The sequence below is a fragment of the Prevotella sp. genome (genome assembly GCF_051059605.1).
Classification (GTDB): Bacteria; Bacteroidota; Bacteroidia; order Bacteroidales; family Bacteroidaceae; genus Prevotella.
This window is the reverse complement of record NZ_CP050883.1, coordinates 380,212-402,644: the sequence shown is the minus strand read 5'-3', so window position 1 is coordinate 402,644 and position 22,433 is coordinate 380,212. Positions and strand designations below refer to the sequence as shown.

General features: G+C 38.5%; 19 protein-coding genes. 13 read left to right on the top strand and 6 right to left on the bottom strand.

Going from position 1 to position 22,433, the window contains the following annotated elements:
• Positions 1-34 precede the first annotated feature (34 nt).
• The 5 genes from HEQ28_RS01555 (at position 35) to HEQ28_RS01535 (ending at position 7,001) form a co-directional block, all read left to right on the top strand.
• Complete coding sequence (locus tag HEQ28_RS01555) at positions 35-733, top strand: tetratricopeptide repeat protein (RefSeq protein WP_434503442.1); 699 nt, start codon at positions 35-37, stop codon at positions 731-733.
• Positions 733-1,209, top strand: a complete 477-nt coding sequence (ribH, locus tag HEQ28_RS01550) for a 6,7-dimethyl-8-ribityllumazine synthase (protein WP_434503441.1) — start codon at positions 733-735, stop codon at positions 1,207-1,209. Before HEQ28_RS01555 ends, ribH begins: the two co-directional genes overlap by 1 nt.
• An 11-nt stretch (positions 1,210-1,220) precedes the next feature.
• Positions 1,221-1,601 carry a hypothetical protein gene (locus HEQ28_RS01545; RefSeq protein ID WP_434503440.1) on the top strand — a complete coding sequence of 127 codons (381 nt, stop codon included), beginning with the start codon at positions 1,221-1,223 and terminating at the stop codon, positions 1,599-1,601.
• 276 nt (positions 1,602-1,877) lie between these two features.
• Complete coding sequence (locus HEQ28_RS01540) at positions 1,878-4,907, top strand: SusC/RagA family TonB-linked outer membrane protein (protein ID WP_434503439.1); 3,030 nt, start codon at positions 1,878-1,880, stop codon at positions 4,905-4,907.
• A 12-nt stretch (positions 4,908-4,919) separates the two neighbouring features.
• Positions 4,920-7,001, top strand: a complete 2,082-nt coding sequence (locus HEQ28_RS01535) for a RagB/SusD family nutrient uptake outer membrane protein (protein ID WP_434503438.1) — start codon at positions 4,920-4,922, stop codon at positions 6,999-7,001.
• 77 nt (positions 7,002-7,078) lie between these two features.
• Here the strand turns inward: HEQ28_RS01535 and HEQ28_RS01530 are convergent, their stop codons facing one another.
• Positions 7,079-7,651, bottom strand: a complete 573-nt coding sequence (locus tag HEQ28_RS01530) for a DUF4738 domain-containing protein (protein ID WP_434503437.1) — start codon at positions 7,649-7,651, stop codon at positions 7,079-7,081.
• Between the two features lie 692 nt (positions 7,652-8,343).
• Between HEQ28_RS01530 and HEQ28_RS01525 the strand changes: the two genes are divergently transcribed.
• The 8 genes from HEQ28_RS01525 (at position 8,344) to HEQ28_RS01490 (ending at position 15,704) form a co-directional block, all read left to right on the top strand.
• Positions 8,344-8,604, top strand: a complete 261-nt coding sequence (locus tag HEQ28_RS01525; RefSeq protein WP_434503436.1) for a hypothetical protein — start codon at positions 8,344-8,346, stop codon at positions 8,602-8,604.
• Between the two features lie 51 nt (positions 8,605-8,655).
• Positions 8,656-9,018, top strand: a complete 363-nt coding sequence (trxA, locus tag HEQ28_RS01520; protein ID WP_434503435.1) for a thioredoxin — start codon at positions 8,656-8,658, stop codon at positions 9,016-9,018.
• A gap of 34 nt (positions 9,019-9,052) precedes the next feature.
• Positions 9,053-10,375 (top strand): TolC family protein, encoded by a 1,323-nt coding sequence (locus HEQ28_RS01515; RefSeq protein WP_434503434.1) that lies wholly within the window; start codon positions 9,053-9,055, stop codon positions 10,373-10,375.
• A gap of 23 nt (positions 10,376-10,398) precedes the next feature.
• Complete coding sequence (locus HEQ28_RS01510; protein ID WP_434503433.1) at positions 10,399-11,472, top strand: efflux RND transporter periplasmic adaptor subunit; 1,074 nt, start codon at positions 10,399-10,401, stop codon at positions 11,470-11,472.
• Positions 11,473-11,482: 10 nt separating this feature from the next.
• Positions 11,483-14,689: an efflux RND transporter permease subunit gene (locus tag HEQ28_RS01505; RefSeq protein WP_434503432.1), complete on the top strand. Its 3,207-nt coding sequence runs from the start codon at positions 11,483-11,485 to the stop codon at positions 14,687-14,689.
• A 7-nt stretch (positions 14,690-14,696) separates the two neighbouring features.
• Positions 14,697-15,014 carry a hypothetical protein gene (locus HEQ28_RS01500; RefSeq protein WP_434503431.1) on the top strand — a complete coding sequence of 106 codons (318 nt, stop codon included), beginning with the start codon at positions 14,697-14,699 and terminating at the stop codon, positions 15,012-15,014.
• 11 nt (positions 15,015-15,025) lie between these two features.
• On the top strand, positions 15,026-15,205 hold the full coding sequence (locus HEQ28_RS01495) for a YgaP family membrane protein (protein ID WP_434503430.1): 180 nt from the start codon (positions 15,026-15,028) through the stop codon (positions 15,203-15,205).
• Positions 15,206-15,347: 142 nt separating this feature from the next.
• A complete protein-coding gene (locus HEQ28_RS01490) occupies positions 15,348-15,704 on the top strand; it encodes a MarR family winged helix-turn-helix transcriptional regulator (protein ID WP_434503429.1) in 357 nt (118 codons plus the stop codon).
• A gap of 977 nt (positions 15,705-16,681) precedes the next feature.
• Here the strand turns inward: HEQ28_RS01490 and HEQ28_RS01485 are convergent.
• The 5 genes from HEQ28_RS01485 to HEQ28_RS01465 all read right to left on the bottom strand — a co-directional run bounded on the left by HEQ28_RS01485 (position 16,682) and on the right by HEQ28_RS01465 (position 22,360).
• Positions 16,682-17,026 (bottom strand): HigA family addiction module antitoxin, encoded by a 345-nt coding sequence (locus HEQ28_RS01485; RefSeq protein ID WP_434503428.1) that lies wholly within the window; start codon positions 17,024-17,026, stop codon positions 16,682-16,684.
• 7 nt (positions 17,027-17,033) lie between these two features.
• The gene (locus HEQ28_RS01480) at positions 17,034-17,351 is read right to left on the bottom strand and encodes a type II toxin-antitoxin system RelE/ParE family toxin (RefSeq protein WP_434503427.1); all 318 of its coding nucleotides are present in this window, start codon (positions 17,349-17,351) and stop codon (positions 17,034-17,036) included.
• A gap of 302 nt (positions 17,352-17,653) precedes the next feature.
• Positions 17,654-19,087 (bottom strand): glycoside hydrolase family 57 protein, encoded by a 1,434-nt coding sequence (locus tag HEQ28_RS01475; protein ID WP_434503426.1) that lies wholly within the window; start codon positions 19,085-19,087, stop codon positions 17,654-17,656.
• A gap of 39 nt (positions 19,088-19,126) precedes the next feature.
• The gene (locus tag HEQ28_RS01470; protein WP_434503425.1) at positions 19,127-20,395 is read right to left on the bottom strand and encodes a glycosyltransferase family 4 protein; all 1,269 of its coding nucleotides are present in this window, start codon (positions 20,393-20,395) and stop codon (positions 19,127-19,129) included.
• 18 nt (positions 20,396-20,413) lie between these two features.
• The gene (locus tag HEQ28_RS01465) at positions 20,414-22,360 is read right to left on the bottom strand and encodes a glycogen debranching enzyme N-terminal domain-containing protein (RefSeq protein WP_434503424.1); all 1,947 of its coding nucleotides are present in this window, start codon (positions 22,358-22,360) and stop codon (positions 20,414-20,416) included.
• Positions 22,361-22,433 lie beyond the last annotated feature (73 nt).

Below are 22,433 nucleotides of genomic sequence, written 5' to 3'. Positions count from 1 at the left end.
ACTGAAAAAGAAATAAATAAAAAAACAAATAATAATGGCAAACAAAAACCAACAGAGGGTATATTCTAATAATTCCCTCTCAAATTCAGAGACTTTCTTCGATAAATACAAGAAAGCTATTATCGTTGCTGTATTGGCAATTATCGTAATTATCGCAGGATTCTTCATTTACAAGGCTTATGTAGGTGGTCCTCGTGAAGAAAAGGCTTCTACAGAATTAGCAAAAGGACAAGAATATTTCAATGCAGAGCAGTTTGACAAAGCTCTTAACGGTGACGGTGCAGGATTTACCGGTTTCGTTAATATCATAAACAATTATGGTGGAACTGATGCAGCTAATTTGGCTAATCTTTATGCCGGATTGAGTTATGCAAATCTTAACAAGTGGAATGACGCTGTGAAATATCTAGATGAGTATTCACCATCAAACGATGCTATGGTTAGCCCAGCTGCACTTGCTGCACTTGGTAATGCTTATGCACACGTAAACCAGTTGGATAAGGCTATAACAAGTCTTAAGAAAGCAGCAGATATGGCAGACAGCGAAGGTAAAGATGGAGTAAACAACAGTCTTTCTCCAACATTCCGCCTTCAAGCAGCAATTCTTCTAGAAAGTCAGGGAAAGAAACAAGACGCATTGGATATTTATCAAAATATTAAATCAAAATACGTCAACTCTCCACTCGTTCAGAGTCAGGAAATAGACAAATATATAGAAAGAGCATCAAGATAATGGCAACAGCATTACATAACCTCTCAGAATACGACTTAAGTAAGATTCCTGATGCAAGCAATATGTGTTTCGGCATTGTTGTTGCAGAATGGAATCCAGATATAACAGGGGCTCTTCTCGACGGAGCGGTGAGCACTTTGAAAAAACATGGAACTCTGCCAGAGAATATTCATGTAAGAACAGTTCCGGGAAGTTTTGAACTTGTTTATGGAGCACGTCAAATGGTTCTTCATGGAGGATATGATGCCGTCATTATCCTTGGAAGCGTCATCAGAGGTGAAACTCCGCACTTTGATTATATATGTCAAGGGGTAACTTATGGTATAGCAAGACTCAATGCGAGTCAGGAAATACCAGTAATCTACGGTTTGTTGACAACAAATGACTTGCAACAAGCTCAGGATAGAAGTGGCGGTTCACTTGGAAACAAGGGTGACGAATGTGCCATAGATGCCATTAAGATGGCTAAATTCTAAATATACAGAATATGAAACTTCACCAATTAATAAAAGCATACGAATTTGACGAGATAATGCCCGTCATAAACGATATGTTTCCAGGTACGGCTCAATTTCGTGATCCATTAAACGAAGCCTACAACATTATGGCTTCCATGCGTCCTGTAGCTTCTTCAAAAAGTATTAAATACAAGCTTAACAAGGGCAAGGGTGAAGAGCAATACATGGGTGCCGAAGATTCATGCTTCAATGGTCCATGGGAAGTAATACTTGGCAAGGATGTATCTCGTGATAAAGGTGTAGACCTCAATGATGTAGAGATATTAGCAAATTGCTTAGTTAACATGTGCTTCCTTGGAAAATATCCTCCAGCATTTGAGAAGGCTCATCAAGCATTGCTTAGAGTGTAAAAGATATATAAGTTAAGTAAGAGGCTGCATCATAATAATGATGCAGCCTCTTTTTGTTAACCAAATAAAATAATAGTATAATATTATTAAATAATCAATAAAATGGAAAGCATTTAAATCAAAACTGAAAATAATCACTAAATTTGGTCAAACTAAAGTACCTGAAAAACAATTCACTTATATCTAATATAAATAGTAACATGTCAAACTAAAACAAATTCTATGTATTTAAAATTAAGAAAAGTCTCATTAACTTTGCTTTTGAGCATGCTTTGTATGGCTTCTTTTGCACAGAAGACGATTCAAGGTACAGTCAAAGACAACACAGGAGAACCACTTATTGGCGTAAGCATCGTCAGCGGAAGCACTGGTGGTACAGTAACAGACCTTAACGGTGATTTTACTCTCACCAATGTCAACGATGGTGCTATCCTTAAATTCTCTTACGTTGGTTACAAGAAACAGTCCGTAAAAGTAGGCAACCAAACAAAATTTAACATCGTTATGCAAAGCGATGACAAGACTCTTGACGAGTTGGTTGTTGTGGGTTATGGCGTAATGAAAAAGCGTGATTTGACAGGATCCATCTCATCTATCAAATCGTCAGATTTAGAAAAAGTTGCTTCTGCGAACGCTATGCAGGCTATGCAGGCAAAGATTCCAGGACTAGACATTACCCAATCTGATGGTCAAGCTGGTGGCGGTCTGAACATGACATTGCGCGGAACTCGCTCTATATTGGCACAAAACGGTCCGCTGGTTCTTGTTGACGGTGTTCAATATGGTTCTACTATTGATATCAGCCCTGATAACATTGAGTCAATAGAAGTATTAAAAGATGCCTCATCTACAGCTATTTATGGTAGTAGAGGTGCAAATGGTGTAATCATCATAACAACAAAGCATGGTAAAGCTGGAAAAACAAAGGTTAATCTTAATGTCTACAACTCATTCAATAGTCCTACAAGTACTCCAACGTCAATGTATGGTGACGCCGAAATGAACCGACTGATTGACAAAGCAAACTATATTGCTGATAAGACAAGTGGTAAATGGGGTACCTCGAATGCTACAGCTCAACAGGTTACAGCTGGTTATAAACTTGAGGATGGCACTCTGACTTACAGTATATACGAGGATAAGTCTTACACTAACTGGGGCGACCTTATTCTAAAGAACTCTGCATCACAGAACTACGATTTAGCAGTATCTGGTGGTAACGAAAAAACAAACTTCAATGTTTCTCTTGGTGCAATGTATGATAATGGTCTTATGGATCAGGATAAGTTGAGCCGTTACAACGGTAAAGTCAATATTGACCACAAAATCAACAATATGTTCAAGATTGGCGGTAGTCTAATGTTCTCTTATAAGGACAACGACAAAGCCAATTCAGGAGTATTCTCTCAGGCAATGAAGATGACGACAATAACTCATGCCTATCTATCAGACGGAAGCATCAATGCAGCTCCTAACCCATGGTATACAGCCCACAGCAATCCTCTTCTCGACATGGTTGACGGTCGTTTCCAGCATAACATAGAAACAACTCGTTTCTTTGGAAATGCTTATATTGAGTTCACCCCATTCAAGGGTTTGATGTTTCGTTCATTATTTAATGCCGATCGTTCAGATGCCCGCGATGGTCTGTATCAGGATTATGAGAGTACAACACGCTATCAGACTCCTCATACCGATTACATTTCATCAAAAAAATACAACACAACCTCTCTCACATGGGACAATACAATCAACTACAACACTAATTTTGGTGGTTCAAAGAGTAGCTTAACAGCATTGGTTGGCCATGAGCTATTGCAGTCTGTATATGAATCTACAAATATATTCGGTGATGCAGGAACAACACATTATTATGAAAGTTCATTCTATGACTTATCAAAAATAACGTCTCCTACAATTAGAAACGAATATACGAAGAAGAGTATGCTGTCATTTTTCTCACGTGTAAACTATTCTTATGATAGCAAGTATCTGGCAACATTATCACTTCGTGCTGATGGAGCATCACAACTTGCTGAAGGTCACAAATGGGGATACTTCCCTTCTGCCGCAGTAGGATGGCGCATTACAGAGGAGAAATTCATGGCAGGAACAAAATCATGGTTAGACAACTTGAAGCTACGTTTGTCATGGGGTTTATCTGGTAACTCTGCCATTGATCCATATCAGACTTTATCTACCTTAAACTCATCATCAATCTATTACAATTTTGCTGGTAATGATGTTGCTGGTAAGATACCTAGTCACATGGGTAATCCAGACCTTAAATGGGAGAAGACATCTTCTTTTGACGTAGGTTTTGATTTCGGTTTCCTAAACAATAGAATAAACGGTAGCGTTGACATGTATTTCAGCAAGACTAATGATTTGTTGTTCTACAAGTCTGCTCCTACTTCTTCTGTATTCCCAAGTGTTATATCTAATATCGGTAAGACAAAGGGTTCTGGTATAGAACTTCAGTTAAACACTCTTGTCATTGATTCAAAGAACTTCAGCTGGAATATTAACTGGTCATATTCTCACATGTCTGACAAGATTACAGAATTGACAGATGATATTAACAAATATGAAACAGGAATTAATCATAGTGCAAGAATCGTTGGGGAACGTGTCAACACATATATAGACTATGAGACTTATGGCACATGGGCTGTAGGTGAATTCGCCAACTACATAGCAAACCATAAGTTCTATGACAGCAACGGCAACGAGGTAGCAGCAAGCTATCCTTCTGGATACGGAGATCCTGGTACGCTGAAAATCGCAGACAGCAATAACGATGGAAAGTTATCTTCAGATGACCGCAAAGTTTACAATGCCGATCCTGAAAATCTCTTGGGTATGAACAATACATTCACATACAAGAATTTCTCTCTTAGCGTTCAGCTTATGGCACGCCTCGGTGGCTATATACCATACGCAATGAATAACCGACTTGATTATGAGACTGCCAACTGGGGTGGCGGATGCACAGACTATTGGACATATACAAACCAAAATGCAAAATTCCCAAGTCCTGGAGCTGATAAGTCTATCTACACCACTTACGGTTCATCATTACTATATGAGAAAGCCGACTTCCTGAAGATTAAGGATATCACGCTATCATATAGTCTACCGAAAACATGGATTTCAAAGATTGGCTTGAGTAATGCAAGAATCTATGGTTCTTTAAAGAACTTCTTTACATTCTCACATATAGACAATTTCGATCCAGAAGCTGGTGGTGATTTTTCATTCCCACTTGCCAAGCAAGCAGTTATCGGTATTAATCTCGAATTCTAAAAGAAATAGAACATGAAAACAAGAATATTATTATATATAGCCGTTTCATCATCATTACTATTGGGCACTACATCCTGTTCAGACTTCCTAGATGAAAAGAACAAGACTGGTGAAACAGCAGATATCACTTATACCACAAAATCTGGTATTGAGGGATTGATTTCTTCATGCTACGCATTCCAGCGTGGATGGTATGGAAAAGAACCAGCTTTAGGTCTTACAGAAGGTGGAACAGACTTATTCTACTATGGTTTTGATAATAAGCAGAAGTCTATGAACTCATACAACATATCTTCTGTATCACTAGACGATAATGTAAATGACAATCCTTGTCTTGACCAATATTGGGAAATGGGCTATGCTGGTATTGATGTGTGCAACAATGCGATGAAATATGTTGCACAATCTGCTCAGATTGACGATGCCACTAAAGCTAAGTATAAGGGTGAAGCTGAATTTTTAAGAGCACTTACATATTTCAACATGGTTAATATGTGGGGTGCGATTCCTTACAATGACTCCCCTATCACAGCCCAGAACACCAATCCTATACGTATACCTGAAAACGATGTGTATGGTAAGATTCTGGCAGATTTGGACAATGCCATTACTGACTTAGCAGCTATTACAACAAAGGCTAGCGGACATGCCACTGTATGGTCTGCACGTGCATTGAAAGCTCGTGTGCTATTGTATGCTGCATCATGGATAAACGGACAGTTAAATAAAAAAGTAGCTGGAAATGACAAGTATTCAAGTATGAATGCTAAAGCTCTTTACGCAGCAGCAGCTACAGAGGCTGATGCTGTCATCACCGGAAGTGGAGCAACTCTATATTCTAACTACAGCGACTTATGGTCTATGAACAATGAGGACTGGACAAATAATAAAGAGGCTTTGTTTGGAGTTTCATATTCAAGTGACTTGAAATCTACAGTAAACTGTATACCTCCACGTTATGGAAACAACGCAGAATATAACAGTCTTATCACACGTACAGGTTACACTCGTGGCGGTAGTTCTATGTTGCTGATGTTTGTCCCTATGTGGAACAACGGATGTAACGATCTTGGTGGAAGCGGAACAAAGAATACATATGTATTCTTTCGTGCAACTGACGACGGAAATACTATAACAAGCAAGAAAACAGGACAGAATGTAGCTGTAGCTGCAGCATATTCACCTTATGGACGTGGTTTCACACGCTATCTTCCTTCGTTACACTTATGGCGTATACTTGCAAAGCATCAGTCTACTGACCAACGTTATCAGGGAACAATGCTTGATGCCTATCGCATTGCAAACCATGACCTTTCACAAAATGCACTGAACTATACTAAGATGGGTGCATGGGCTGATAAAAATATAACTGATGCCAGCAAGCTACAGGCATTCCGTGACACGGCTATCTACTATAGCACCTTAGATGGAAATTCACAAGAAGGTAAGGCATTACAGGCTTGGGCAAAGAATCGTTATCGCATTCAATTTGCAATAGGTGGAGATATTCCTGTTTATACATCTACCGACGAGTCAAAAGCTCTTCCTACAACTGGTGGAAAAACAATATCTGATGTATATGGCGATGCACGCTATAATGATCCAAAGATTGAAGGATATCGTTCTTTCCCATGTATATCTAAGTTCCTTGATAATGTTTACGACAAGACATATCCAACTTACGATATCTCTTATCGCGACTTCTTCGTTCTTCGTTTGGCAGAGATGTATCTCATCAAGGCAGAAGGTCAGCTTGGAGCAGGTAGTGCTACTGATGCTCTTGCCACTATCAACGCACTTCGTAAGACTCGCGCAATATCAGGACAAGACAATTCTTTAAGCAGCATATCTTCTATCGACGATATTCTTGAGGAACGTGGTGTTGAACTCTGCGGTGAATTCCAACGTTGGTTCGACCTTAAGCGTACTGGTAAACTCGTTGAATACGTGAAGAAATATAATGCGCAGGGATCTGCCAACATAGACAGCCATCATTTGTATCGTCCAATACCAGATGCAGAAACAAACTCTGTTACCAACTTGACAACAGAAGAAAACAGCACTACTGGTTTCTGGCAGAATAAGGGTTATTAATTAATTCCAAATAACAAGAAAAAGAGATTAAGGAATTTCCTTAATCTCTTTTTCTTATGTTATATAATCAATGTTATTTAATCTTCTGTCATTTCTTCATCATCGCTTGTCTGCTGTTGACCTCCAGCATCCTGTTGTGTATCCTTTAAAATAGAGACACTACCAGTTCTTGATACTTTCACTTCAAGCGGAACATACTCATCACTCAATTTGTCTGGTGAGCCTACACTTGCAGCAAAATACATATTGTCTCCTTCTGCCCTATCAAAGACTACACCCAAAAGCACACCTTTTTCATTATAAGAATTATCAATATACGAAGAGAAATCAGACTTTTTGAATTCACGTTTAAAGAATTCAGTGCCGTCTGTTCTCAATATTCTTACAATAATCTTATTATCATAATATTTGTTTCCTGAAGCATCATCAACAACTGTCGAAGATGTTTCTGCCAGTCGTTGTACTACAATAGAATAATTATTCCCAAGCCAATTCACATGACGTGTCTGAGAATAATCGCCAGTTTTTTGAATTGTCTTATGAACTTCAGCTACCGGTTTTTTAGTTATTATATCACCGGTTCTTTTGTCTTGCTTGCAAGATACAACAGCTATAGCTAATGCCAATGCCGCAACATAACATGTCTTCATTCTGCTTGCCTTAAATTATTATATTATGCAAAGATACTGCAAACGAGTGGAAAAGCAAAATAAAACATGTTTTAATTTTGTTTTCCCGAGTGCAGCGTATCTTCACCGAAGGTAAAGTAAAGCAAACGAGTGGAAAAGCAAAATAAAACGTGTTTTAATTTTGTTTTCCCGAGTGCAGCATATCTTCACCGAAGGTAAAGTAATGCAAACGAGTGGAAAAGCAAAATAAAATATGTTTTAATTTTGTTTTACCGAGTGCAGCGTATCTTCACCGAAGGTAAAGTAAAGCAAACGAGTGGAAAAGCAAAATAAAACGTGTTTTAATTTTGTTTTCCCGAGTGCAGCGTATCTTCACCGAAGGTAAAGTAATGCAAACGAGTGGAAAAGCAAAATAAAACGTGTTTTATTTTACAGAATGGAATATTACATTATCGTTGCTGTATTACACTAAAAATAGCACCATGATAAAGAATTAAATATTTTATAGAAGACCATACTTTATATCCCATTTGCATTGAAATTAAGTAATATTGTAAAATAAGTAGAAAATATCACATGCAAACATAATATTTTCCTCTGGAAATTTTGTTTTATAGAAAACATGACTTATATTTGCAATGTTTTCCAAAGGAATATATATCTTTAGGAATTATAATCTACAAGAAATTACGAACAATATAATAAAAACGAATATGAAAGAGAGTACTTTTAAATGGATGAACAGAATACTCGTTGATTGGAACATATCACGTATCATTCGAATGGTTTTCGGAATAGGTTTATGCGTTATGGGCATAACTTCTAAAGAGAATGTAATAACACTTTTCGGTGCATTGCTTATGTTCCAAGGGATATTTAATTTATCGTGTTGCGGAGCAGGAGGCTGCTCTTTGTCAAACGATAAAAGACAAGTTTACAAAGACATAATAAAACCATACAAACCGAAGAAATAGTATGATCATTAAAGAATTAAATAACAATATAAACATTTAAACACAGCATATATGAAAACAATTCAATTGACTAAAGCGGAGTTTCTTAAAAAAGTAGCAGACTTCGAGCATAATCCTGCAACATGGGATTACCTTGGTGACAAACCAGCAATAATTGATTTTTATGCATCGTGGTGCGGTCCATGTAAGGCAGTAAGTCCTATCATGGAAGAACTGGCTGAAGAATATAAAGACAGTATCTATGTATATAAGGTAGACACAGAACAAGAAGAAGACCTCGCAGCTGTCTTTGGAATAAGATCCATTCCGTCAGTATTGTTCATTCCAATGAACGGTGCACCACAAATGTCTGTCGGAGCCATGCCAAAAAGTGGCTTTGAGAAAGCTATCAAAGATATTCTACTCGCTGAATAAGAAGATTACTTTTTAACCCCATACAAGACAAAAGATGAATAAAATAAAGTTTTTTTTGATTGCAGTCGGGTATATTCTTATGAACCCAATAGCAATGAGCGCACAAACAGAAAATCATATTTCTATGGAAAGCGCTGTTGCTATTGCCGCAAAGAATAACGCCAACATACAGATAGCGGAACTTGATTACCGAATATCTAACGCAAACTATCATCAAACAGACGCTGTATTTTTACCTCAGCTATCTGTCAATTATGCAGCAATAGTAACCAACAATCCCTTAAATGCATTCGGATTCCTACTGCAACAAGGCATTGCTACATCGCAAGATTTTGAACCATCGAAGTTGAACAATCCGGGAGCGACGCATAACTACGGAACTTCTCTCGATGCCAAACTCCCTATATTCAATCTTGATATGATTTATGCACGCAAAGGTGCTAAACTTCAGCAAGATGTATACAAATATAAATCGGCATATACTAAAAATTATATAACATTTGAAGTAAAAAAAGCCTATACCCAACTACAGTTTGCCTATCAGTTGAGACAGATATTACAAGGAACTTTGATTGATATAAAACAGATCAATCAATCAGTAAACAACTTCTACAAACAGGGATTAGTACAAAAATCTGATGTTCTGAATGCAGAAGTACAATTAAACACGGTAGAAAGCGCACTCTCTAAGGCAACAAGTAATATAGAGAACGCATCTGAAGGACTAAACCTCATCGCTGGAAATCCTCAAGACAAGCAAAGCCTCTATTCTACAGATTCTCTGACACAGGAGATTGTCGGATTTGAAAATAAAGAGGTTTCTGAAACACGATCAGATATCATGGCAATGAAGACTGCTCTTAACGCATCAAAGATGATGGCTAAATCATCAGAGATGGCTCTCCTACCTAAAGTAAACGCATTTGGTAGCTATCAACTGAATGATAATAAAGTTTTTGGCTTTAACAAAAGCTCATACATGGCAGGTATTTCTCTATCCTGGAACCTATTCTCTGGAAATCAGAACCGTAGTAAGATAAAGTCTGCTAATTATACAACTAGCAAGATAAATAAAGAATTAAATCAATTTATTGATGAAAGCCGACTGGAACTTAACAAGACACGACGAGATCTGAATGATTTGCAAATTGAAATCAAGAAACACGATACAAGTGTGGCACAAGCAACCGAAGCGCTCAGAATTTTAAACAACAGATATAAAGAGGGACTTGCCAACACCACAGATGTTCTCACAGCCCAAGCACAACTCTCTCAGCAGAGAATAGCTTTAGCTCAGACAATCATGTCATATAATATCACGAAATATTATACAGAATTACTTACATCAAATTATTAATTCACATCAAATCAATTATAACAATGAAAGTACATACATTTTTATACATAGCAGCAATTGCGGTGCTTGCATCATGCTCATCTAAATCAAATAAAGAAAAAGAAGAGAGTGCGGTACGAGTAAATACTTATTATCCTACAAGTACTAACAGAGAAGAAATCTTTATCAGTGGTATGGTATCTGCCAAACAGACTGCTGTAATCAGCACAAAGGTGATGGGATACATTGATAAAATTTATGTGAAGCAAGGTGACGTGGTTAAGAAAGGTCAGACTCTTTTAATCGTAAACAGTAGTGATATTAAAGCTAAAGAAGCTCAGGTCAGGGCTATGATTATCGAGGCAAGCGCTGCTGCAAAAGATGCTCAGCGAGATTACCAAAGATATCTAGTATTGCACGAAGAAAAGAGTGTTTCTGATAAAGAACTTGAAAACGTAGCACTCAAGAATACTTCTGCTAAAGCTCGTCTGCAAATGGCAAGACAGGGATTAACAGAAGTGAAATCTATGCTCGCTTATACCAATATAAGGGCACCTTTCTCTGGAGTCATCACACAGAAGATGGTAGACGAAGGCACTATTGCCAATCCAGGAATGCCATTGCTGTCAGTAGAACAGTCCGGAGATATGAATGTAACCGCATCTGTTCCTGAAAACTATGTAGCATATATACATGTTGGCGACCATGTAAAGATTGATATCAAATCTTTGAGTATCAATATAAACGGTATCGTCAGCGAACTAAGTCCATCTGCAACAATGACAGGAGGACAATATGGGATGAAAATCTCTATCAATCAGAGTGACAAGGCTAAATTGCGTGCTGGTATGTATGCCGGAATCCATATTCAAAATAAGAAAGCAGATGGAGGTGCCTCACAAATACTTGTCAACAAATCATCTATCGTAACAAAAGATCAACTCACTGGTGTTTATGTTGCAGGCAAAGACAACAAAGCCATTTTGCATTGGGTGCGTCTCGGCAAGGAAACAGGAGATCAAGTAATCGTATTGTCTGGTCTTAGTGAAACCGACCGAGTGATAGAAAGCGCTCATGTGAAACTATACAATGGACAAAAAATTATCATAACAGACTAAAACACGAGCTATGGAAAATGGAATTTCAGGAAAGATAGCCAATGCATTTATCAAATCCAAGCTAAGCATATTGCTCGTTTTTGCATTTTTGCTATTAGGCATATTCAGCATATATTATATTCCGCGCGAAGAGGATCCTCAAATAGAAGTTCCTACTGCGGACATTATGATCGGATATCCAGGCGCTACACCGAAAGAAGTGGAATCTGGAGTGATACAACCGATGGAGAAGATTGTATCAAACATCAAGGGAGTGGAACATGTATATTCTACTTCTATGAATGGCATGGGCATGCTCACCGTACAATTCTATGTTGGCGAAGACTCTGAACGGTCTTTAGTTAAGTTGTACAACGAGATCATGAAAAACATGGACCACATGCCACAAGGTACAACGATGCCGCTTGTTAAAACACGTTCTATAGATGATGTTCCAGCTTTGGCTTTCACGCTATGGAGCAATAAGATGAGTGGCTATGAACTAAGACAGGTATCTGAGGTTGTGGCCAACGAAGTCAAAAAAATTCCTGATGTTGCACAAGTAAAAGTTATTGGTGGTCAAAGCCGTCAGGTAAGAGTGATACTTGACAAAGATAAGATGGCAGGAAGTCATGTAGACTTTGGGACGATTTCGCAGTCTCTTCAGGCAAACAATGTCCAGATGCAAAGCGGTAATATCGTTACCGGAGATAAGACCTACTCTGTTCAAACAGGAAACTTCTTTGCCAATAAGGACGAAGTGAAGAATATGATTGTCGGTACGAATGACAATCAACCTGTATATCTTTATCAAATTGCAGACGTTGAAGACGGACCTGAAACTCCTAAACAATATGTTTCATTCAGTTATGGAGCAGCCAATGCAAAGGAGAAAGCCAATATGCCAGATGATTATTCTGCCATAACGATATCTATCGCAAAGAAAAAAGGATCTGATGCAATGAAACTGGCTGAAACTGTTACGGATAAGGTAAACCAGTTGAAAGAGAATGTCATCACCAATGACATCCACGTGGATGTAACACGTAACTATGGCGAAACAGCATCTCACAAAGTATCAGAACTGTTAATGCATTTGGTTATTGCTATTGTCGCTGTCACCTTGTTTGTCATGCTCGCTATGGGATGGCGCGGAGGACTAGTCGTATTCCTGTCTGTCCCAATCACATTTGCACTGACGCTGTTTGCCTACTACTTCCTGGGGTATACATTGAACAGAATTACGCTTTTCGCTCTCGTCTTTGTCACGGGTATTGTGGTAGACGACTCTATTGTTATTGCCGAGAACATGCACCGACATTTTAAGATGAAAAATCTACCGCCACTTCAAGCAGCACTCTTTGCTATCAACGAAGTCGGCAACCCTACTATTCTTGCCACATTAACGGTTATCGCTGCCGTATTGCCAATGGCATTTGTATCTGGAATGATGGGACCATACATGAGTCCTATGCCTATCGGTGCAGCTATTGCGATGACATTCTCGCTATTGATTGCATTAACGTTAACACCATACTTTGGATATCACTTCCTAAGATTTAAAGAGAAAAAGAGCAACGGTGCGGCAGAAGAGAAGTCATCTACCGAACTGCATGAGACATTTATATATAAAGTATATGCTAAAATAACAACACCATTTCTTGAAAGCAGAAAAAGAAGATGGACTTTCATGGTGTCATTAACAGTGATTCTGCTAGCAACCTTCTTACTGTTCTTTACGAAATCAGTACCTGTAAAGATGCTGCCATTTGATAACAAGAATGAATTCCAGATTGTTGTTGACATGCCTGAAGGCACAACTTTGGAACGCACATCTGCCGTAGCCAAAGAACTTGGACTATATGTAAGCAAAAACGACAAGGTGACCAACTATCAAACCTATGTAGGTACATCTGCACCAATAAGTTTTAATGGCTTGATACGCCACTACGATTTGCGCTCAGGCGATAATATAGCTGACATACAGGTCAACTTGATTGACAAGGGTAAACGTAGCGAGCAAAGTCACGACATCGCTAAATCAATGCGTGCAGACTTGCAGGCAATAGGTAGAAGATATAACGCAAATGTGAAAGTCGTTGAAGTTCCACCTGGTCCTCCTGTTATGTCAACCATCGTAGCCGAGATCTATGGTCCTGATTATGAGAAACAAATCAATGTTGCCAGTCAGGTTAAAGACATCTTGTCAAAGACAGATAATGTTGTAGACGTAGACTGGACTGTAGAAGATAATCAGACTGAGTATAAATTCGTAGTGGATAAAGACAAAGCTATGAAACTGGGAATACCAGAGGCACAAGTGCTACAAAACGTCAATGCTGCTCTATCTGGCATGCAGATAGGTATCTTGCATCGTCCATCAACTGTAGATCAAATCGGCATCGTATTACAGATGCCAGAAAAAGATAAGTCTAGTATAGAAGATGTCCTGAGCATGAAAGTTGTAAACAAGCAAGGCATGGCTATACCTATTGGAGATTTGGTAAAAGTAACTGAAGGACCAAAAGATAAAAGCATTAACCGCAAAGATCAGAAAAGAGTGGTCTATGTCACAACTGATGTCGCTGGAAACTTGGAAAGTCCAATATATGCAATGTCTGATGTATCAAAAAATCTATCAAAGGTAAAATTACCAGATGGTTATAAGTTAAACGAAGAGTACAACAAACAGCCAAGCAAAGAAGATAACTTCACGCTGAAATGGGATGGAGAATGGCAGATTACCTACGAGGTGTTCCGCGATTTAGGAATCGCATTCCTATTCGTGTTGATTATCATCTATGTACTGATTGTGGCATGGTTCCAAAACTTCATAACGCCTCTGGTACAGTTATCGGCAATACCACTATCTCTCATTGGTATTATCTTGGGACACTGGGTCATGGGAGCATACTTCAGCGCCCCGTCCATGATTGGCTTTATTGCGCTGGCGGGTATCATGGTGCGTAACTCTATACTGCTAATAGACTTTATCGACCTGAGATTAAAAGAAGGTATTCCGCTAAAACAGGCGATTGTAGAAGCAGGAGCAGTAAGAACCACCCCTATCCTACTCACAGCTGGAGGTGTTGTGATAGGTGCAATTGTAATACTTTTCGATCCTATCTTCCAAGGATTGGCAATATCTCTCATCGGCGGAACTATCACGTCAACAGTGCTCACTTTAATTGTAGTTCCACTATTATACTTTAAAATGCTAAAAAACAAAGTAAAGTAACAGAATTATGAAACTGACAATCATATTAAGTATCAAAGAAAGCCATGACCAAGTAGCCCAGCTACTTGATCAAGCTGGCGTGAAGAGGTTTAGCACAATAGATATAACCGGATTCAAAAAGAACAAGAGCTCCCAACTATTAAACTGGTTCGGAGAGAATTCGGGTAATGCAAAAACCAATTCCATTCTGTTTTTCTGTTTTACTACAGAAGAAGAGTCATCACTTGTCATAGAGAAAGTTAACCAATGCAATCTTGATTCAGAATTTAGCTTTCCTGCTCACGCATTTGTTATTGATGTAGAGAAAAATTCAATATTATTATAAAAAGAATCGTTATGGAAAAAGAATATATTATTAGAGGAGTAGCCGGGATTATGATTATCGTTGGTGTAGTCCTGGCATATCTAGTATCTATACTTTGGTTATTACTTCCACTTTTTGTTGGTATCAATTTATTGCAATCATCGTTTACGAAGTTCTGCCCTTTAGATTTGATATTAAAAAAGAAAAAATAATACACGTAAATGCCCTGAAGATAGCCAACAAACAATGTGTTATGTCAACATATACAGGGCGTTAAAAAATGGAAAATATTTCATGTAGATACTTTTTTTTCAACATATAGATGTATTTTTGCACGCAAAATAGAAAAACGAGATGGAAACATTATGTAAAATAAGAGAAATAAATAGAGCCGTAGCAGCATTTGAAGCTGAGATGGAGAAAACATATAACTTATGTCTCAATGAAGGCATGTTATTATGTTGTCTATCAAAAACCTCGAAACTTTCATCTGGTGAAATCGCTGACTCTCTTGGATTGACAACCTCTAACACATCCAAAGTTATTAAGTCTGTAGAAAATAAAGGCATGATCAAACGTGTTATTGGAAATACAGACAAGCGACAAATGTATTTCTCATTGACCCCTAAGGGCAAAAAGGCTCTATCAGTAATTAATTGTGAGAATATTCAGTTACCTGATTTGCTCAAGGATATTTTAAATAAAGAATAAAAGATAAATCATACAAATAAAGAGAGTCAGACAGTGTTATTATACCTGTCTGACTTTTTTTGTTTTGATGCTGTCAAAAGACAGACTCTACCAGAAAAAGTTTTTTTAATGCCACTAATGTCACTAGCCCTTTGTTTATCGGGCTTCAGCCAGTGACATTAAGTGACATTATCAGGGTAAAAGTGACATTAAACCCTAAAGTAAACCTATTTTTAGCGTTTTTTTCGCAATTATGCTATTTACATAATACATGTTTGTGCTGATGAAGTTTTATCGAACATATACGCAGGCTTCCTGAATAGTATGAATAATTCAAAATCTACTCCATACATATATGTAAACATCAAAAAATGAATTTGGAGGATGCAAATAAATATAGAAACAGAGTGCATAAACGATTACCTAAATTTTCACAACTTTTGGGTAATTAGATTACACCGACACGTGTGTAATTCGATTACCTCAGCACATGGGTAATCCGATTACACAACGTAGGTAATCGGGTTACACAACGTGAACAACTCAATTACCCACGTTAGGTAATTGAATTGCCTAACGTGAAAAAGGGTATTACATAGCGGAGGTAAACAAATGATTATCAATAAAAGTACAAGAATTGGATTGATGATAATTACCACTATTTTTATAGTTGGATTCTTATATAAAAACAAAACATATTGCAAAGTATAGCGCACATAATGACAAATACAGACCATCATAAACGAAAAATGGTCTATATATGTACTGCATTTTTGGTAAAAAATCGCCAAAAACAGGTATGATTTACAGTTTAATGTCACTTTTACCCCTATAATGTCACTCAATGTCACTCGCTCATTCCTTATAAACAAAGGGTTTGTGACATTATGACATTAGTGACATTAAAAAAACTTTTTCTGGTAGACCTGTCTTTAGCCGGAATAGGTTTACATTATCATAATGCTTACTTAGGGTATCGTGCATCTTATGGAATATGCTTAAAGCACCGCCGCATATTTTCGGATCTCTTCCAGCCTTTTGATGAAGGATTTGTCGTGGCGAGCTTTCTGCTTGTCGTAGTCTGCCTGAAGGGCAATCCAAATGTCAGCATCAATGTCAAGGGCAGCTTCTATCAGCAGGGCATATTCTGTGGTAACAGAGCGCTTGCCATTAAGCACCTCGTTGAGCACCGATGGAGCAATACCAGTCATGTCAGCGAGTTTCTTTTGGGTCATGCCACGACTCTCAATTTCATCCTTTATCATTTCTCCTGGATGAATCAACATTGATGATTCCAGGTTGTTGGCGATCATTTTTGGGTCAATGCCTCTTAATGTGATCATATCTTCATTATTTATAATGGTTCGACAATTCTATAATGTTGCATACCGTGAGCACAGGCGTTTCAAGGTTTTCATCTATTGTGAACTCAATGCGATATTTATCATTGGCTCTGATAGAAAATTTACCTTCCTTGTCACCATGCAGGGCTTCGAAGTTCAGAGAGTTTATGCGCCTTAAATCATCAGGCCTTTTAGCAAACTTCATGAATTTGATACCCTTTTGATATCCTCTTATGATTTGTGGTTGATACCGATGTTTCTTATCGTCAGTACTACCTTTTTCATAGAGGCCGCGCAGGTAAGTTTCTTCAAACGTTACAATCATATGTATTACTATTAACGCTGCAAATGTAAGTAGATTATTTCAAATTCGCAAATTTGAGAAGATACATTTATAATTATTTGGCTTAAAATCTTTAAAATGAATGATTGAAAACATACTGTTCCTTTCAACTACAAGGGGCGTTTCGGGACTTTCACCCGTTATCCATGCAGGACGAACTAAAAGGGAAGTCAGTTTTACTGACTTCCCAATATCACAATAATCATCACTATAAAACAACTCACATTGGGAATAACCCCAACTGAGCTACGACCAAATCAACATATCAGAGTGATTATATATAATTACTCCTTAGAAGCTTTCACGGCAGGCTCCTTCCCTACTTTCTTCGTTACAGATTTCTTTGCAGCAGACTTCTTTGGAGTATCTTTCTTTGTAGTACACTTCACTTCTACCTGCTCACGGAACTTATCGCTTTCAGTCTCAATCTTTTCAATCTTAGCCTGAAGACGAGTAATCTCCTTATCCTTCATCTCTATTTCATCACCTTGATTCTTGATCGTTGTGAGCAAGCCTTCAAGTTCGTCATTATCAATGTCGGTAGAATAGAGATTGTTGACACGATTGATGAAATCACCTAGGATATTCATATAGTTTGTGAAAGCATCAAAAGGACTGCTATAGATGCCACGATCAACACCAACAACAGCAGGCTTCGTTGTCATAAAGCGGAAGTTGTTGCTAGCCTGCAAATAGTCCCAATCCTGATTTATACGAGGATCATTAGCTATACGTACACGATCGGCAACACTATACAACTTATTGAAAGCTTCACGCTGCATAGGATTACCTAGCCATGAACTTACATCACGCTCTTCGTCTATCCAACTAAGTGTGTCTGGCACATTAAGCGCATCGACAGCCTTTACATTCTCACAAATCTCTGTTGGTGTAGAGAATGTTATATTTTTAGCTTTTGCGCAAGCAGGCAAAGCCTTAAAGAATTCAAGGATATTGCTAGACAATGGCTGAGCTATGCCTAGAGCAGAAAGTTCCATAAATATGTTTACAACCTCCTCCTCTTTTGGTAACCCTGCAATACGATTGATGTAAGTATCAGCAAACAATGGATAACCGCTCCAGTCCTTATTGCTGAAACGAAGTGAAATGTCATCGCTGAGATTTATATCACGCAACAGAAGTTTTAAGTTTGGAGCCAACTCACTTGTATATAAATAATGTGGAGACTTCCAACCTAATACATGTTTTGCACCCTCAGTGAGCATACCTTTGAATCCCATCTGAGAAACCTTCAGTCCGATATCATCACTATATATGAGCGACGAGTTGCGCAGCACCTTTGGGTACTGTCCAAAATACTCATTCATCTTTGAGCACTGGCGCTTTACCTCCTCGTCAAATCCGTCCTCGTTAACAAGTGAAGAGAGACCATGCGAATAAGGTTCGGCAAGGAATTCTACACAGCCTGTATTATTGAGTTCCTGCAACTTTTCCAACACTTGCGGAGCATGCATCTCTAACTGTTCTACACCGACACCGCTAAGAGAGAAAGCCACCTTGAAATAATCGCCATTAGCCTTGATCATATCAAGCAACGCATTGAGCGCAGGCATATATGAACGCTCTGTAATCTCTGTAATGTTTCTCTCATTCTCGTAATCATCATAATAATAATGATCGGTACCAATATCAAAGAAACGATATCTTTTCAGATGTAGAATCTGATGTATTTCGAAATATAAACAAATTGTCTTCATGCTATATATACTTTTACTGTTTTACTTTATTTTGTTTATCTAGCGCCACCCCAAAGTGCGTTCATAGAGTTCACGTATCCACAAACCTACCTTTTCCCAAGTAATCTGGTCAACTTCGTTCTTTCCTTGAACAGAAAGATAATCAAACAAGCTCTCGTTGTGACAGATGCTATAGATGGCATCGGCAAGAGAATTGATGTCCCAGTAGTCTACCTTTATACAGTTGGTAAGAATCTCGGCACAGCCACTCTGTTTTGATATGATGGTAGGTGTTCCGCATTGCATAGCCTCAAGCGGAGAGATACCAAAAGGCTCACTCACAGAAGGCATTACATAAACATCAGAATCCTTTAGACATTCATATACCTGTTTTCCACGCATAAAGCCAGGGAAATGGAAACGATCTGCAATACCTCTTTCTGCAGCAAGATAGATCATCTGATCCATCATATCACCCGAACCAGCCATACAGAAACGTACATTGCGAGTGCGGTGAAGAACTATATTGGCTGCCTCAACAAAATACTCTGGTCCTTTCTGCATTGTAAGTCGTCCCAGGAAAGTTACAACTTTCTCCTTACCCTTATGATCAGGGCGTGGAATATCCTGCAATTCTTTCTCTAATGGGTATACCGCATTATGAACCGTAAACACTTTGCGTGGGTCCTGATGATACTGATTGATAACCGTCTGGCGTGTGAGTTCGCTCACACACATGATGCAGTCGGCATTATCCATACCGTTTTTCTCTATCCCATACACTGTAGGATTAACGTGTCCACGGCTACGATCAAAGTCGGTTGCGTGAACATGTATGCACAATGGTTTGCCACTAGCATATTTTGCATGTATGCCAGCAGGATAAGTAAGCCAGTCGTGAGCGTGAATGATATCAAAATCCATTGTTCTAGCCACAACTCCGGCTATAACAGAATAATTGTTTATCTCGTCATGAAGATTGGCAGGGTATCCACCAGCGAAATCCATAGCACCCAAACTATTGACAGCCATATAATTGAAGTCGCCATAGATATGATCACGAAGTTTATAATAAAGCTCCGGTGACATTATGTTGCCGATTTTATTCTTAACGTAGTTATAATCAACATCACGCCAAGCTATAGGCACGCAGTTCATTGCAACAATGTTTGCTGGTGTCTTATCTTCGTCTCCCCAAGGTTTGGGAAGGCATAAAGTTATATCAACATCACCTTGAGCATGCAGTCCCTCAGTAATTCCATAATTAGCTGTTGCCAGTCCACCATATACGTGAGGAGGATATTCCCATCCGAACATTAATACTTTCATATTGTATCTCCTCCTATTTTATTTAAAGTTATACTTTTCAAGAAGCTCGAGCGTACGAAGTATCTCTGCCACATTCATTGCAAATGATATTGCTCCACGACCATTGAAAGGTGGATTGCCATCAAAGAGTTCAGGAATAGTACCTATACAGTGATTAATCATTTCATCTTCATACCCTACCATCTGTCGCTCAATAAAGCTCAGTCTGGTACGTTTATAGAGTTTAAGGCAGGCTTCCATATAGAAACCACCAAGCCAAGGCCACGCTGTGCCTTGATGATAAGCATAATCGCGTTGTGGCTGCGGACCTACATACATAGGATTATATCCACCACTCTTTGGAGACAGTGAACGCAATCCCTTAGGAGTAAGCAACTCACGTGTGCAGACATCAAGCACGCTCTTTTTCTGGTCTTGCTCTAAAGGAGAATAATCCAAGGCAACAGCAAAAATCATATTTGGTCTTACGCTCCAATCCTTGTCATTTCCACCTACATAATCAAACAGATAACCATATTCATTCATGAACATATCCAGGAAAGACTTGCGACATTTTTCTGCCATCTTTTCCAAGTGTTCGGCATCTTTATTCTTTTTAGCAAGCAGGGCTATTGATGCGCAAAACTTTAGTGCATTATACCATAAAGCATTAAACTCAACAATATACCCAGTACGAGGCACAACCGGTTTACCATTAACGGTAGAGTTCATCCAAGTTACAGCCTTGTCAGTACCATTTGTATAGACAAGAGCATTATCCATAACCTTTAGATTAGGATGATTACCTTTTTCTATAAACGTCAATATACGTTTCATGAAAGGTCCGTACATCTCAAGGCATTTCTGCATTCCGGCTTCCTTAGCATACTGTTGCAGACACCATATAGCCCATAAAGGTACATCAGGCTGTTCCATTTCATAAATCTTTACCGAAAGCGGTTTACCTTCCATAAACTCATCAAGTCCCTTTTGAGCCGTCTTCATCACAAGTTCATAATAAGACTGCTCTTCTATAGAAAGAGTGAGTCCCGGTAATGAGATAAACATGTCACGAGCACGGCATTTGAACCATGGATAACCTGCAAGAATATACCTATCATCGTTGTTCTCATGAATATGGAATTGATGAGCAGCATTGACTAGACAATGAAAGAAGTTATCTCTTGGCGTACGTTTACCTACCTCGGTATCAAACAGTTCATTCAAAGTGTCTGTAGAACTTTCAGAGATAGAAGCAGCAAAGACAATGCTTTCGCCTTTCTTTATGTCTAACTCGAAATATCCTGGAACATAAAGATCCTCATCAGAGGCATATCCTCGTTCCTGCTCCTTTGGATATTCAACACCACGATACCAATCGGGCTTAAACATGAACTCGTTTTCCTTGCTGAACTGCATAAACAATTCTGGATAACCAGGATACATACAAGTCTTTATTCCATTGTCAACAGACTGATAATCTCTGCTAGCAACGGAGTTCTCGTGAGTAAACTGTCTTACACTGCGAAAAGCAAGGAACGGACGTATTCTTAATGTTGTGGTAGAATGGGCATCAACAAGCGTATAACGAATCAGAATTCGGTCCTCATAATGCTGGAACACGACTTCCTTTTTCAAGATAACTCCACCTACACGATAGATCGTAGTAGGAACCTTATTGCAATCAAACTCTTTGATATACTTATGTCCCTTTGGACTGTAGTTATTACCTTGATACTTATGAAGTCCCATATTAAATTCAGCTCCATGCTGAACCACTGTAACATCCAGTGATGAAAGCAATACATGATTGTCGTCATCCAGTTCAGGAACCGGAACGACAAGCAGACCATGATACTTTCGGGTATTACAGTCAACAATAGTGGAACAAGAGTAAGCTCCAGAGCGGTTGGTGCGAAGCAACTCTCTTGGTAATGACTCTTGGAGATTCGTCATCAGAGCTTTTTCAAATTTTAAATAACTCATAGTTCTCTATTAAGGTTTAAAATGTTTTTTATTGTGTTTTGTGAGCATTCACCTTTTTATATAAGGCAACTCA